The sequence below is a fragment of the Anaerolentibacter hominis genome (assembly GCF_032380675.1).
Lineage (GTDB): Bacteria > Bacillota > Clostridia > Lachnospirales > Lachnospiraceae > Anaerolentibacter > Anaerolentibacter hominis.
On sequence record NZ_JAWDIX010000001.1, the window covers coordinates 19,089 to 32,953 of the forward strand.

15 protein-coding genes and 1 other annotated feature are annotated in these 13,865 nt (G+C 47.5%); of the genes, 13 read left to right on the plus strand and 2 right to left on the minus strand.

Annotation, left to right across the window (positions count from 1 at the left end; genetic code table 11):
• The 5 genes from ABCW47_RS00035 (at position 1) to ABCW47_RS00055 (ending at position 4,109) form a co-directional block, all read left to right on the plus strand.
• Positions 1-507, plus strand: coding sequence for a hypothetical protein (locus ABCW47_RS00035; protein ID WP_343207815.1), 507 nt, complete (start codon positions 1-3; stop codon positions 505-507).
• Positions 497-1,087 (plus strand): hypothetical protein, encoded by a 591-nt coding sequence (locus ABCW47_RS00040; RefSeq protein ID WP_343207816.1) that lies wholly within the window; start codon positions 497-499, stop codon positions 1,085-1,087. The genes ABCW47_RS00035 and ABCW47_RS00040 overlap by 11 nt, the downstream gene beginning before the upstream one ends.
• A 48-nt stretch (positions 1,088-1,135) precedes the next feature.
• Entirely contained in the window at positions 1,136-2,932 is a 1,797-nt protein-coding gene (locus tag ABCW47_RS00045) for a hypothetical protein (RefSeq protein ID WP_343207817.1), read from the plus strand.
• Positions 2,916-3,434: a hypothetical protein gene (locus tag ABCW47_RS00050; RefSeq protein WP_343207818.1), complete on the plus strand. Its 519-nt coding sequence runs from the start codon at positions 2,916-2,918 to the stop codon at positions 3,432-3,434. Before ABCW47_RS00045 ends, ABCW47_RS00050 begins: the two co-directional genes overlap by 17 nt.
• A 93-nt stretch (positions 3,435-3,527) precedes the next feature.
• A complete protein-coding gene (locus tag ABCW47_RS00055) occupies positions 3,528-4,109 on the plus strand; it encodes a hypothetical protein (protein ID WP_343207819.1) in 582 nt (193 codons plus the stop codon).
• Positions 4,110-4,224: 115 nt separating this feature from the next.
• Here ABCW47_RS00055 and ABCW47_RS00060 read toward each other — a convergent pair whose 3' ends face one another.
• Positions 4,225-4,767 carry an NADH peroxidase gene (locus tag ABCW47_RS00060; RefSeq protein WP_343207810.1) on the minus strand — a complete coding sequence of 181 codons (543 nt, stop codon included), beginning with the start codon at positions 4,765-4,767 and terminating at the stop codon, positions 4,225-4,227.
• Positions 4,768-5,258: 491 nt separating this feature from the next.
• Between ABCW47_RS00060 and rpmG the strand changes: the two genes are divergently transcribed.
• The 7 genes from rpmG to rplL all read left to right on the plus strand — a co-directional run bounded on the left by rpmG (position 5,259) and on the right by rplL (position 8,790).
• Positions 5,259-5,423, plus strand: coding sequence for a 50S ribosomal protein L33 (rpmG, locus tag ABCW47_RS00065; RefSeq protein ID WP_343207820.1), 165 nt, complete (start codon positions 5,259-5,261; stop codon positions 5,421-5,423).
• Between the two features lie 28 nt (positions 5,424-5,451).
• Positions 5,452-5,667 carry a preprotein translocase subunit SecE gene (gene secE, locus ABCW47_RS00070; RefSeq protein WP_343207821.1) on the plus strand — a complete coding sequence of 72 codons (216 nt, stop codon included), beginning with the start codon at positions 5,452-5,454 and terminating at the stop codon, positions 5,665-5,667.
• Between the two features lie 17 nt (positions 5,668-5,684).
• Complete coding sequence (gene nusG, locus ABCW47_RS00075; RefSeq protein ID WP_343207822.1) at positions 5,685-6,200, plus strand: transcription termination/antitermination protein NusG; 516 nt, start codon at positions 5,685-5,687, stop codon at positions 6,198-6,200.
• Between the two features lie 123 nt (positions 6,201-6,323).
• Positions 6,324-6,749: a 50S ribosomal protein L11 gene (gene rplK, locus ABCW47_RS00080; RefSeq protein ID WP_343207823.1), complete on the plus strand. Its 426-nt coding sequence runs from the start codon at positions 6,324-6,326 to the stop codon at positions 6,747-6,749.
• Between the two features lie 166 nt (positions 6,750-6,915).
• Positions 6,916-7,605 carry a 50S ribosomal protein L1 gene (rplA, locus tag ABCW47_RS00085; RefSeq protein WP_343207824.1) on the plus strand — a complete coding sequence of 230 codons (690 nt, stop codon included), beginning with the start codon at positions 6,916-6,918 and terminating at the stop codon, positions 7,603-7,605.
• A gap of 50 nt (positions 7,606-7,655) precedes the next feature.
• Positions 7,656-7,805 (plus strand) — a sequence feature (ribosomal protein L10 leader region).
• 71 nt (positions 7,806-7,876) lie between these two features.
• Positions 7,877-8,371 (plus strand): 50S ribosomal protein L10, encoded by a 495-nt coding sequence (gene rplJ, locus ABCW47_RS00090; protein WP_343207825.1) that lies wholly within the window; start codon positions 7,877-7,879, stop codon positions 8,369-8,371.
• A gap of 50 nt (positions 8,372-8,421) precedes the next feature.
• On the plus strand, positions 8,422-8,790 hold the full coding sequence (gene rplL, locus ABCW47_RS00095) for a 50S ribosomal protein L7/L12 (protein WP_343207826.1): 369 nt from the start codon (positions 8,422-8,424) through the stop codon (positions 8,788-8,790).
• Positions 8,791-9,126: 336 nt separating this feature from the next.
• Here rplL and ABCW47_RS00100 read toward each other — a convergent pair whose 3' ends face one another.
• On the minus strand, positions 9,127-9,360 hold the full coding sequence (locus ABCW47_RS00100) for a hypothetical protein (protein WP_343207827.1): 234 nt from the start codon (positions 9,358-9,360) through the stop codon (positions 9,127-9,129).
• 632 nt (positions 9,361-9,992) lie between these two features.
• Here ABCW47_RS00100 and rpoB point away from each other — a divergent pair.
• Entirely contained in the window at positions 9,993-13,850 is a 3,858-nt protein-coding gene (gene rpoB / locus ABCW47_RS00105; RefSeq protein ID WP_343207828.1) for a DNA-directed RNA polymerase subunit beta, read from the plus strand.
• The last annotated feature ends 15 nt before the right edge of the window (positions 13,851-13,865 follow it).

A 13,865-nucleotide genomic window follows, 5' to 3' on the forward strand; every position in this document is an offset into this window, starting at 1 on the left:
TTGAACAGAAAGAAGGGAAGCCTTCTTGCAGCAGGAATCGGATGCGTTCTGATCCTGAGCATAGGAGCAGGAGTTTTAAGCGGCTGGATTCGGCTGCCGGGTAAGGTGCAGGAACAGCTGGACTTAAGGCGGGAGGCGGATGCCGTGGAAGGGGCGATCCGGGAAGAGGCGAGAGGGAAGAAAAGCTTCCGGATCGTATTAAACCAGGAACCGAGGATGAAGGAAGGGGAGAGGGAATGCCCGCTCTCGTATGAGAATCCGGAGGGAAATGAGTATGAAGCAAGAGTAAGCCTGTATGATAAGGATGGAGAACTGATGGGTCATACGGGAGTAATCAGTCCTGGGCAACAGGTAGAAAAGATAAAGCTGAGCCAAAAGCAGAAGGCGGGAGAATGGCCGGTTACGGTACAGATCGACCTGTTTGAGAAAGAAGAAAGCGCAGGGAAGCTGACGGTAGGGATTGTGCTGTATGTGGAAGAAGGAGGGAAAACAGAGATTGAAGAATAAAAGAGCAGGTCTGCTGCTGATTGCAGGCATGATGACATTCCTCCTTGGTACAGCAGGAGTAAGGGCATCGGAGAGCGGAACGACCTTAAACGGGACGATCGAGCCGATGCTGCTAAGCGTGACCCTGCCGGCAGAGGTACCCTTTGTGCTGGATACGAATAAGTCGGTGGATGTGACAACCGGGCAGACCCAGGCGATCAGCCCGACAGAGGCAAAGATCATCAATGATTCCGCCCTGCCGGTGAAGATCAGTGTGACCGGTGCGGCGGTCACAGACGGTCCGGCAGGGTTTTACCTGGCCGGCCGGCTGTCGGAGGTAAAGGCCGGAAGTGTGTTCCTGGCCCTTAGAAAGGCGGGAGAAACCTTTGAAAATGAGGAAGCCCTGGAAGCCTATGCCCTGCGGGTACCGGCGGAAGGGGAAGAATTGACCATCCCGGTGATGGAAGTAGGGGCAGAGAGGGAAGAAACCCTGTGTATCTATGGAAAGGGAGCGACCAATGCAAAGCTAGGGGTGTATGGATTCCACGTGGAGACGACCCTAAAGGTAGAGCTGGTGAGGGAGGAAGCCCCGTCAGAATAAGAACGACTTGAGAGAAGAAAAACCACGGAGGGGAAAGGCGGAAGGAAGATGAGGGGAAGGAGAATACTGATCAGTGCGATAGCAGCGGTGCTGCTGCTGGGAGGGATCTGTGGAAAAACAGCCGGGAGCCGGACCGTACGTGGAGCGGAGAGCACAAGCGGAGAGGTGGAACTGCGTGGAGAAGTGACGAATAAGAGCTACGTGGAGATCACGGTAAGGGAGACTACGGAAGAGGGGAAAGGGCTGTCCGGAGTCGTGATCAGCAGTGAGGGGAAGGAGATCGTACGGACGGGGGAGAGCGGAAAAGCAATCCTGTACGGGCAGCCGGGGACGGTATACGGGCTGAAGTTTGAGAAGGACGGATATGAGAGCCGGAGGATAAGCTATGAGTTTGTAAAGAGCGGCGGAGAAAAGCTGACGGTGGTGTTAAAAAAGAGCGGGAGCAGCGGAGGAGAGGGCGGGGGAGTGATCATCATCCCGACGCCGGATACCCCGATTGATCCGGATCAGCCGGATGTCCCGGATAACCCCGATAACCCGGACGATCCAGACAACCCGGATGGCCCAGATCATCCCACGGACCTGGACGATGAAACGGACCCGGGAGACGATGGGAACAACGATGGAACCGGGGAAGAGCCGGACGGAGAAGGAAACGATAAGGGAACCCCAGGTGGAAATGGAAATGGAAGCCGTCCGCCGGCGGGGGATATCCCAGCGGGAAACATAGACGGAGGGGAGATACCGGAGGAAGGGGTTTCGGAGGAATGGATCGGGCTGAAACCGGAAGAAGGGGAAGATACGGTCCGCCTGGACGGGGAGACCATCCGGAAGTCGGTGGAGAAGGAAGCAGGGATTAAGCTTACGCTGCCGTGGAAAGAGGGGAAGGAAGAGGAGATCGTGCTGACGGCGTTCCGGGAGGAAGAGCAGAAGAAGCTGCAGAACCATACGATCGAAGTATCGTACCAGGAAGGGATCGTGATCCGAGTCCCGTATGCGGAGACCACAACGGTAAAGGGATGGATTCCCCATAACCTGAGGGAACTGTCGAAGGAGAGAGAGCTGCCGGTAACGGTAGTATTTGAGAAAGAGAAAGAAGAACAGGGGAAGCTGGTGTTTGAGCCGGAGTTCTTCCGCGGGACGGACAGCGACAAGTTAGAGATCGGAGCGGAGTACAGCGGGGAAGGGACGAGCCTGGTGCTGGAGCCATGCCTGGACTGCCGGGAGGACGGAGAACTGGTGGTACCGAAGGAAGCCTTTAGGAAGGCGTCGAAGGAGAAGATCGGTCTGAGAGTACGGCTGTATAACCCGCAGATAGAAGAGGACCTGTGGTATGAGTGGATCTTTGCGGGGGAAGAGCTCGAAGAGGGAAAAGAGGAAGACCTGGACCTGTACATCCATCCGAACCCGGGAGAGGGGGAAGCGGTATGGAAGCAGATCCGCGGGAAGAAGGCGCAGGTACTGAGCTTTACCCATCACGGGGAACTGCCGGGGAAGGCGGTGCTGCGGATCAAGAACATGGCAGGATTCCGGGAGAAGGAGCAGGTAGGCTTTTATTACAGCAATCCGGAGAACGGGGAGCTGGAATGTATCAAGGAGGAAGTGAGCCAGGACGGGGAAGGGTATTATGAGGTGGAGCTTAAACACTGTTCCATCTATACGCTGATGCGGGAAGGAACGGGAGCATGGCCCTGGATGGCAGGAGGAGCGCTGATCCTGCTGCTTGTACTGGTACTGGTGATAGGAATAGAGAGAGCAAGAAGGAACAAGAGAAAGCTGACCCAGAGGAAGAGAGAAAGAGAGAAAAGAAAAAGGGAAGAAGAGACGGATGGCAGAGAAGAGTGAGAAAAGGAATAAAGCGGTAATCATAGCAGCGGTACTGGTGGTTGTGATCATCATAGCAGCGGCGGTCCTGTTCTACCTGAAGAAGCAGAGCCGGTATGACGATAAGCTGGAGGCGAACGCGGTGGTAGGGACGATGCCTGGGAAGAGTGAGGAAGAGATCGAGGCGGAGTTAAACCGTCAGGTGAGTGAGAAGATGATCGCGTTTACGCTGAACTCGAACCCGGTGTATGCGGACGGGAAGGCAAAGGGGAATATCTTATTTGAGAACCCGAAGTCGAACGGGAAGTATACGAGGCTGGAGGTATACCTGGATGAAAGCGGGGAACTGATCTATGAGACGGGGCTGCTGGAGCCGGGGAGTTATGTGCCGGAGGGAGAGTTAAAGAAAGAGCTGAAGGCAGGGGAGTATGCATGTACGGCATACATCCATGCGTACCGGATAAGTGATGAGAGCTACCTGGGGAAGGTATCGGCAGGGATCACGGTAACGGTAGAGAAGTGATAGAGAAGTAGGTCTGAAAGGAGACAAAACAAAGAGCTCCTTTTTGATAGAGAAGCAATAAGCAGAGAAAAAGAGACAGATGGAGGGAAAGGTATGAAGAAGAGAATGATAGCAATAGTGCTGGTACTGGCGCTTACCATGAGTATGGGAAGCACGGTATTCGCAAAGGATGTAACCGACAAGAGCACGACAGAAGTGACCAAGGATGGAACCAGCAGCGACATGACGTTAAAGGGAACGGTAGGAGAGCCGGGAGCAGACTTAATCAGCGTGGTACTGCCATCCAGCATTAATTTCCAGATCGGGACAGATGATGCTGGTAAATTTAAGAACCTGATCACGTCAACGGGAACAATTACGAACAACTCTACAATCGGAGTAAAAATCGAGCTGTCAGAAGTAAAGGACAACGGAGGGCTGTTAGGCCTGGTAGATCTGGCACTGGCGCCGAAGGATGAGGATAGTGCAACCGTAATGACAACGTATAAGCTGTCTGACCCGCTGACAACCCCGGTGGAGCTGGCAACGAACCTGGAAAAAGACGGAACCCTCAGCCTGAAAGTATTCGGACAGAAGAATGCCGCGGATGGAGAGATTGCAGCGGGGGAATACAACGTAGTAACGACGTTAAAGGTAACTGCTGTGCCAAAGGCAGACCCGGCACCGGTAGAATAATCTACATAAGGAACCAGATCAAAATCAATAAAAGCGAAACATTCTGTGCTTATTGTAAAAAGTGAAGGGAGCGTGAAAACGCTCCCTTCTGTAGCAATAGAGTAGATGAACTTAATTAGCCGAAATATCTCTTTAACAGACCAGCAAACGCTTTGCCGTGTCTAGCCTCGTCTCTTGCCATCTCATGAACGGTGTCATGGATCGCATCCAGGTTCGCTTCTTTGGCCCGTTTTGCCAGGTCGAATTTGCCGGCGGTAGCACCGTTCTCAGCGGCAACTCTCATCTCCAGGTTTTTCTTTGTGCTGTCGGTAACCACTTCACCGAGAAGCTCCGCAAATTTAGCGGCATGTTCCGCCTCTTCGTAGGCAGCTTTCTCCCAGTATAAACCGATCTCTGGATAACCTTCTCTGTGAGCAACTCTGGCCATAGCCAGGTACATACCAACCTCAGAACATTCACCTTCGAAGTTAGCTCTTAAATCTTTTTTGATATCATCGGAAACATCAGAAGCAACGCCGACGACATGTTCAGCAGCCCAGGTCATATCGGAAGACTGCTCTTCGAACTTGGAAGCAGGAGCTTTACAGATAGGACAGAAGTCGGGAGCGGAATCCCCTTCATGAACGTAACCACAGACTTTACAAACAAACTTTTTCATAATACTTATCTCTCCTTTTGATGTATAGTAGAATTTATAATATAAATGGATCAGAAGTAATAATAAAATAGTAATCATTACTGTTATTGATATGATAACCAGTAACTGGAATTTTGTCAATACTTATTTTGATTATTATTTATCCTGTTTATAATTGGATTAAGGTGTCAAAACGGTGCTTTGTCCTGGCTTTATACCAAATGGATATATAAACAAGCTTACCTATCCATATATGGTATGAGCCTAGCACCAAAGAGCTTTTGATATTCTAATCTAAATGGCAAAAAAGTATGAGACCGGTGAAACAAATGAGGGTCGGAAACGGTATTCTTTCTATATATATAGGGCACAGGAAATGCATTATTTTAAGATATTCCGCAGACGGCCAAATATGCTTGACATCCATGCCGGACCGTGATATATTGAACTAGCGTGGGAAAAGGTCTTTTTTTTATGCCTAAAATTAGGAAATAGTAATCGAAATCGAACAGATGGAGGTGTCGAACATGCGCGTAAAGATTACATTGGCATGTACGGAGTGTAAACAACGTAATTATAACATGACAAAAGAAAAGAAAAACCATCCTGAAAGAATGGAAACTAAGAAATACTGTAAATTCTGCAAGGCACACACATTGCATAAGGAAACTAAATAATTAGTCTTCATAAAAAGGAAGTGAAAAAATGGCAGATACTACTGCAAACACAACGGAAAAAAGTAAAAAGAAGAGTTGGTTCAAGGGTATGAAATCTGAGTTCAAGAAGATTTCCTGGCCGGCAAAAGATATGGTTTTAAAACAATCCGCTGCTGTTATCGTTATCACTATCGTTTTGGGTCTGATTATTTCAGTATTGGATACTGTGCTTGGATACGGAGTCAATTTCTTAATCGGATTATAAGGAGTAGGTGATTTTGTATGGCAGATACGCATTGGTACGTAGTGCATACCTATTCCGGATATGAGAATAAGGTAAAAGCGAATATAGAAAAGACGATTGAAAACAGAAAGCTGCAGGATCAGATCCTGGAAGTTTCAGTTCCGATGCAGGATGTTGTGGAAGAAAAAAATGGTGTCAAGCAACTGGTTCAGAAGAAGATGTTTCCTGCCTATGTTTTGATTAACATGGAGTTAAACGATGACACCTGGTATGTTGTGCGCAACACCAGAGGTGTGACCGGATTCGTCGGACCGGGCTCCAAGCCGGTGCCGCTGACAGAAGAAGAGCTGGTAAGTATGGGCCTTCGCATGGAAGCTGCTGAACCGCTCTATCACATTGGAGATACCGTAGCTGTAACTTCCGGCGTCTGGGAAGACACGGTTGGTGTTATTAAGACGATCAATCAGGCTAAACAGAGTGTTACTATTACGATCGATATGTTTGGCCGTGAAACTCCGGTAGAATTAAATTTCGAGGAGATCAGACAAATGTAAGGCAAACGCCTTGCGATATATTCCCGCCGGGTTTATGGACCCGAGGGGGAACAAATCATCCGGGCAGCCGGATGGTGGGAGGGAAATCCCCGTAAAAACCACATTATTAGGAGGTAGACTATCATGGCAAAGAAAGTCACAGGTTATATTAAGTTACAGATCCCTGCTGGAAAGGCAACACCGGCACCACCAGTTGGTCCCGCTCTTGGTCAGCACGGAGTAAACATTGTACAGTTTACAAAAGATTTTAATGCAAGAACAGCAAATCAGGACGGAATGATTATTCCGGTTGTTATTACTGTTTATCAGGACAGAAGCTTCAGCTTTATCACGAAGACTCCGCCTGCTGCTGTATTATTAAAGAAAGCCTGCAATATTAAGTCGGGTTCCGGCGTGCCGAATAAAACAAAGGTTGCATCTGTTTCCAAGGCTGACCTTCAGAAGATCGCGGAGATTAAGATGCCTGACCTGAATGCAGCTTCTATCGAAGCGGCTATGAGCATGATCGCAGGAACTGCACGTAGTATGGGAATCACAGTGGAGGATTAATTCCTGCACTTACTCAATAAATCAGAATTAGGCAGAAAAAGAGATTTTTTTCCGATAGGGAATCATCCCGTGAACGTTTTTGTGGGAGGGTATACACAATGAACCGGCCCCACGCAGGATAAACCGGCGTGTTTGCTCCCGATATTACCACTAGGAGGTTAATGAAATGAAAAGAGGAAAGAAATATGCAGAGGCTGTTAAGGCAATCGACAAAGCGATGCTTTATGATCCGGCGGATGCAGTTAAATTAGTAAAACAGACAGCAGTTGCAAAGTTTGATGAAACGGTAGAAGCTCACATTCGTCTGGGTGTGGATGGCCGTCATGCAGATCAGCAGGTACGTGGTGCGGTTGTACTGCCTCATGGAACAGGTAAGACCGTTCGTGTTCTTGTATTCGCGAAGGGCGATAAAGTAGCAGAGGCAGAAGCTGCAGGTGCTGATTTTGTGGGAGGCGATGAGCTGATCCCGAGAATTCAGAATGAAGGCTGGCTGGATTTTGATGTAGTCGTTGCAACTCCTGACATGATGGGTGTTGTAGGCCGCCTGGGCCGTGTACTTGGACCGAAAGGTTTAATGCCAAACCCGAAGGCCGGTACTGTTACCATGGATGTTACAAAGGCTGTTAACGATATTAAAGCCGGTAAGATTGAATATAGACTGGATAAGACTAACATTATCCACGTTCCGGTTGGAAAAGCTTCTTTCACAGAAGAGCAGCTGAACGATAACTTCTCAACCCTGATGGATGCTATTGTTAAGGCAAAACCGTCAGCAGCAAAGGGTCAGTATTTAAGAAGTATTACACTTGCTTCTACAATGGGTCCTGGCGTGAAAATAAATCCGGTTAAATTCTAAGGATTGCTTGACAATAAATAAAATATTATGTTATAATCCATTCGTTTTGAATGAGTTATATAGAACTGCCGAAGACAGTAGGTGCCGGTGTGAATGTTCACACAGCAAGGCATAAGAAGACAACGCCTACCGAGGAGTAAATCAATCGAAAGATGATTCAATCCCGTCTGTCTTTGCAGACGGGATTTTTTTCGCTAAACGAAATATTCTTGTTTTTGGCGGTATACCTGCCCGGTTACGGACAGAAAAATCGAAAAGGAGGTATATCAGAATGGCAAAGGTTGAATTGAAAAAACCGGTTGTTGACGAGATCAAAGGCCAGGTTGAGAATGCAACAGCTGCTGTGTTGGTTGACTACCGCGGTCTGACCGTAGAAGAAGATACCAAACTTCGTAAGCAGCTGAGAGAAGCTGGTGTCGTATACAAGGTATATAAAAACACTATGCTTCATCTCGCATTTGAAGGAACGGTTTTTGAAGCTCTGGACAAAGATCTGGATGGCCCGACCGCAGTGGCATTTGGTATCGAGGATGCTACCGCTCCTGCCAGAATTCTGAATAAAGCATCAAAAGAGATGCCGAATCTGGAATTCAAAGCAGCAGTAGTTGAAGGCGTTTACTATGATGCAGCAGGTGTGAAGCAGGTTGCGGACATTCCTTCAAGGGACGTGCTTATTTCCAAACTGCTTGGAAGCTTACAGTCACCGATTACGAATATGGCACGCGTACTGAAACAGATCGCGGAGAAACAGGGAGAAGTTGCATAATTGATGCAGCGTAATTGAAGTTAATTAGATAAAATATGGAGGTATTGGAAATGACTACTCAGGAATTTATTGAGGCTATTAAAGGTTTAAGCGTATTAGAATTAAATGATTTAGTAAAAGCATGCGAAGAAGAATTTGGTGTTTCCGCAGCAGCAGGCGTTGTTGTTGCAGGTCCTGCAGCAGGCGGCGAAGGTGCAGCTGAGGAGAAATCTGAATTTGATGTTGAGCTGACAGAAGTTGGCGCAAGCAAAGTTAAAGTTATCAAAGTGGTTCGTGAGATCACAGGTCTTGGCCTGAAAGAAGCAAAAGACTTAGTTGACAGCGCTCCGAAGGTAATCAAAGAAGCTGCTGCGAAAGAAGAAGCAGAAGAAATTAAGACAAAACTGGAAGCAGAAGGCGCTAAAGTTACTCTTAAATAATTGTAATACTGTAATAAAAGCGGACATCCGAGAGGGTGTCCGCTTTATCGTTGTATAGGAGCCGAATAGAGAACAAAGCGAATAAGCCCACAGCTAACAGAACAAAGCGGGCAAGCCCACAGTGACTTCCCTAACCCCTCAATCTTTGAGGGGCTTGCACGCTTTGCGCGCCGAGCGTAGTCAGCTTCGCTGACGTTCTCCTCTTCCGCGAGTGCGCATACGCAATTGCGCATAGAATATTTTTTATTACATCGGAAAGTTCTCCAAACTTTCCGATGTAATAAAAAAGGAGCACTCATTACTGAGTGCTCTGTGTTCTCGTTCGTATATCAGAAATTACTCTGCAACATTCTCGCCGATGCCATCAATCTGTTTGTGAAAATTCTCGTTTTCGCTGACAACCAGAACAGGCTGGCTGAAATCCAAAGCATACATACCGATGTAGCTTTTTGCATCGATGATAATCTGGCTGTCCAGACTGTGGAATGCCACATCATCCGGGCAATGTGTTGCAAGACGCTGTACTTCCTGTAATTCGTTGATAGTTTTAAATAATTTCTTTGTAATCATGATTGTTTCACCTATCCTTTTTTTATTCTCAAACTCTTTTTCTCTTTACGCCTGCATTATAGCAGGAATAATATTGTAATTCAAGAACATATTTACAGAAATTACCGTAAAAAATGTACAAACTGTACAATAACAGAGCGGAAAGAGAAAAAGATTATTTGGTTCTTTTTATAAATGTGCATGTATCCGCTTCACATCAATTGGAACAGAGGAGAATCAGCCGCCTGTCGTCATGATGCCCCGCAGCTACACTTTAGTATAAGCGCATACATTAAATTTGATTCTGTTTTTTTCAAGGGGCTCCCCCGCGGGCTCCAATTTGTATCGGCGCTGATAACCGATGTATGTAAAAACGGCCGGCTTCCCGGCCGAACCTCATGCGCAATCTGCTTTCTGATAAACTTTCCCTGTAAAAGACTCCTGTAGAAAGAAAAAACACCCAAAGGTGCTTGACTTATTGACAACTGTATGATAAGATGAAAAATGCACTATTGTGGTGTAATAGGCTATTTTGCAGATATATTTGTATTATATCATAAAACTGTAAGATTGCAAAGAAATTTTGAAATTCATTCGGAATTTTGTAGAAAAAACACATGTCTACTATAATAAGATCAAGGGGTGAAACATTGATGGTAAAAGACAGGATACATCCAATCAAGGTCGGAAACAATGTGAGAATGAGCTACTCCAGACAGAAGGAAGTTCTGGAAATGCCCAATTTGATTGAAGTTCAGACCGATTCCTACAAATGGTTCCTGGAAGAAGGCCTGAATGAGGTGTTTGATGATATCTCACCGATTGAGGACTATAATGGCCACCTTAGTTTGGAATTCGTTGATTTCGTGTTGTGCGAGGACGATGTAAAGTATTCCATTGAAGAGTGTAAGGAACGGGATGCAACCTACGCGGCTCCGCTGAAGGTAAAGGTGAGACTGCACAACCGGGAAACAGATGAAATCAATGAACACGATATTTTCATGGGCGATTTGCCTTTGATGACGAAAACCGGTACTTTTATTATCAATGGTGCAGAGCGTGTTATCGTCAGCCAGTTAGTTCGTTCCCCCGGAATATATTACGCAATTGGACATGATAAGATAGGCAAGACATTATATTCCTGTACGGTTATCCCCAACCGTGGCGCATGGCTGGAATACGAGACGGATTCCAACGATGTATTTTATGTACGTGTGGACAGAAACAGAAAAGTTCCGATTACGGTACTGATCCGTGCTCTTGGAGTGGGTACCAATACGGAGATTCTGGAATTATTTGGCGAAGAACCGAAATTAGTTGCCAGCTTTTCCAAAGATGCATCCGAGACCTATCAGGATGGTCTGTTAGAGCTGTATAAAAAACTGCGTCCAGGTGAGCCGCTTTCTATTGAGAGTGCGGAGAACCTGCTTCACGGTATGTTTTTTGACCCCAGAAGATATGATCTGGCGAAAGTCGGCCGGTATAAATTTAATAAAAAGCTGATGCTGAAAAACCGGGTTGCCGGGTTTGCACTGTCAGAAGACGTTGTTGATTTCACAACAGGTGAAATCATTGCTGAAAAAGGCACGATGATTACGGAGGAGCTGGCGGATACGATCCAGAATGCGGCTGTTCCGGCCATTATTGTAAAAGCGGAAGACAGAGATGTGAAAGTCCTCTCCAATATGATGGTGGATTTGAACGCCTTTGTGGACGTGGATAAGAAATCTCTGGGAGTGAGCGGACTGGTTTACTATCCGGTTCTGGCTGCTATTCTGGAGGAACATCAGGATATAGAAGAGATTAAGGAAGCAATCCGCAAGAATATTCATGAATTGATTCCGAAGCATATTACCAAGGAAGATATCTTTGCTTCCATTAATTATAACATTCATCTGGAGTACGGCATCGGAAACGATGACGATATCGACCATCTGGGCAACCGTAGAATCCGTTCTGTGGGCGAACTGCTGCAGAACCAGTACCGCATCGGCCTTTCCAGAATGGAGCGTGTGGTCAGAGAACGTATGACGACTCAGGATATGGAGGGTATTTCTCCCCAGTCACTGATTAACATTAAGCCGGTTACGGCAGCGGTAAAGGAGTTCTTCGGAAGTTCCCAGCTGTCCCAGTTCATGGATCAGAATAACCCGCTGGGTGAGCTGACTCACAAGAGACGTCTTTCCGCATTGGGCCCGGGCGGTCTTTCCAGAGAGAGAGCCGGATTTGAGGTGCGTGATGTTCACTACTCCCATTACGGAAGAATGTGTCCGATCGAGACGCCTGAGGGACCGAACATCGGTCTGATTAACTCTCTTGCTTCCTTTGCGAGAATTAATGAATATGGATTTATTGAAGCACCTTACCGTAAGGTGGATAAGACCGATCCGAAGAATCCGCGGGTTACGGATGAGGTTGTGTATCTGACGGCAGACGAAGAAGATAAATTTGTGGTTGCACAGGCGAATGAGAAGCTGGATGACAATGGATATTTTGTCAGCAATAATGTATCCGGCCGTTACCGCGAGGAAACCAGTGAGTTCCAGAAGAACAAGATTGACCTGATGGACGTTTCTCCGCGAATGGTATTCTCTGTAGCTACAGCGATGATTCCTTTCCTGGAAAATGATGATGCGAACCGTGCGCTGATGGGTTCCAACATGCAGCGTCAGGCCGTGCCGCTTCTGATCACGGAGGCTCCGATTGTAGGAACCGGTATGGAAGCCAAGGCTGCACTGGATTCCGGTAACTGTGTAGTAGCACAGGCGGACGGTGTGGTAGAGCGTTCCGCGGCGAATGAAATTATGATCCGCCAGGATGACGGACAGATGGTGACTTACCGTCTGGAGAAGTTTGCCAGAAGCAACCAGGGAACCAGCATGAACCAGAGGCCGATCGTCCGCAGAGGCGACCGCGTCAGCAGGGGAACTATTATTGCCGACGGACCATCCACGTGCGCAGGCGAAATCGCCCTGGGTAAGAACCCGCTGATCGGATTCATGACATGGGAAGGCTATAACTACGAGGATGCTGTATTATTAAGCGAAAGACTGGTGCAGGAAGATGTTTATACTTCCGTGCACATTAATGAATATGAAGCGGAAGCCAGAGATACTAAGCTGGGCTCCGAGGAAATCACCAGAGATGTTCCGGGTGTCGGTGAGGATGCCTTAAAGAACCTGGATGAGAGAGGTATTATCCGTATCGGTGCCGAAGTGCGCGCCGGGGATATTCTGGTGGGCAAGGTAACGCCTAAGGGTGAGACGGAGCTGACAGCAGAAGAGAGATTGCTGCGTGCTATTTTCGGCGAGAAGGCCAGAGAAGTCAGAGACACTTCCCTGCGTGTTCCTCACGGAGAATTCGGTATCATTGTAGATGCCAAAGTATTTACCAGAGAAAACGGAGATGAGCTTCCTCCGGGAGTGAATCAGACCGTGCGCATTTATATTGCCCAGAAGAGAAAGATCCAGGTAGGCGATAAAATGGCGGGACGTCATGGTAACAAGGGTGTTGTTTCCCGTGTGCTTCCTGTGGAAGATATGCCATTCCTTCCCAACGGCAGACCGCTGGATATCGTTCTGAATCCGTTAGGCGTGCCCTCTCGTATGAATATCGGGCAGGTTCTGGAGATTCATCTGAGTCTGGCTGCCAAGGTACTTGGCTTTAATGTGGCAACACCGGTATTTGACGGTGCGAACGAGTACGATATTATGGATACTCTGGAACTGGCGAACGATTATGTCAACTCGTCTTTGGAAGAGTTTGAAGAGAAATATAAAGATATCCTGGACCCTGAGATTATGAAATTCCTGCTGGAGAACCAGGATTACAGGAAGCAGTGGTCAGGCGTACCGATTAACAAAGATGGCAAGGTGCACTTGAGAGACGGCCGTACAGGAGAATACTTCGACAGCCCGGTTACCGTTGGTTTCATGCATTATCTGAAACTCCACCACCTGGTAGACGATAAGATTCATGCCCGTTCTACCGGACCTTACTCCCTAGTAACACAGCAGCCTCTGGGCGGTAAAGCTCAGTTCGGCGGCCAGCGTTTCGGTGAGATGGAGGTTTGGGCTCTGGAAGCATACGGCGCGGCATACACCCTGCAGGAGATCCTGACTGTGAAGTCGGATGATGTGGTGGGACGTGTGAAGACCTATGAAGCGATCATCAAGGGTGAGAACATCTCCAAACCGGGTATTCCGGAATCCTTCAAGGTACTGTTAAAAGAGCTGCAGTCCCTGGCGCTGGATGTGACGGTTCTGGATGAAAATGGAAATGAAGTCGTAATGACGGAAAATATTGACTATGGTGAAGATGATTTCTCACCGCTGATGGGTGAAGAGAAATTTAAATCTGACCATGAATCCTTCGAAAATGCCGGATTCCGCGAGAGCAGTGTGGATGAGTTAAATTCCGACGATATCTTCAGCACATTTGAGGCGGAAGAGGAAGAAGACGCGGAGCTGGATGATAACTTTGCAGACGTCGAAAGTTTCGGCGAGGAATAAGAAGGGAGAGCGTTC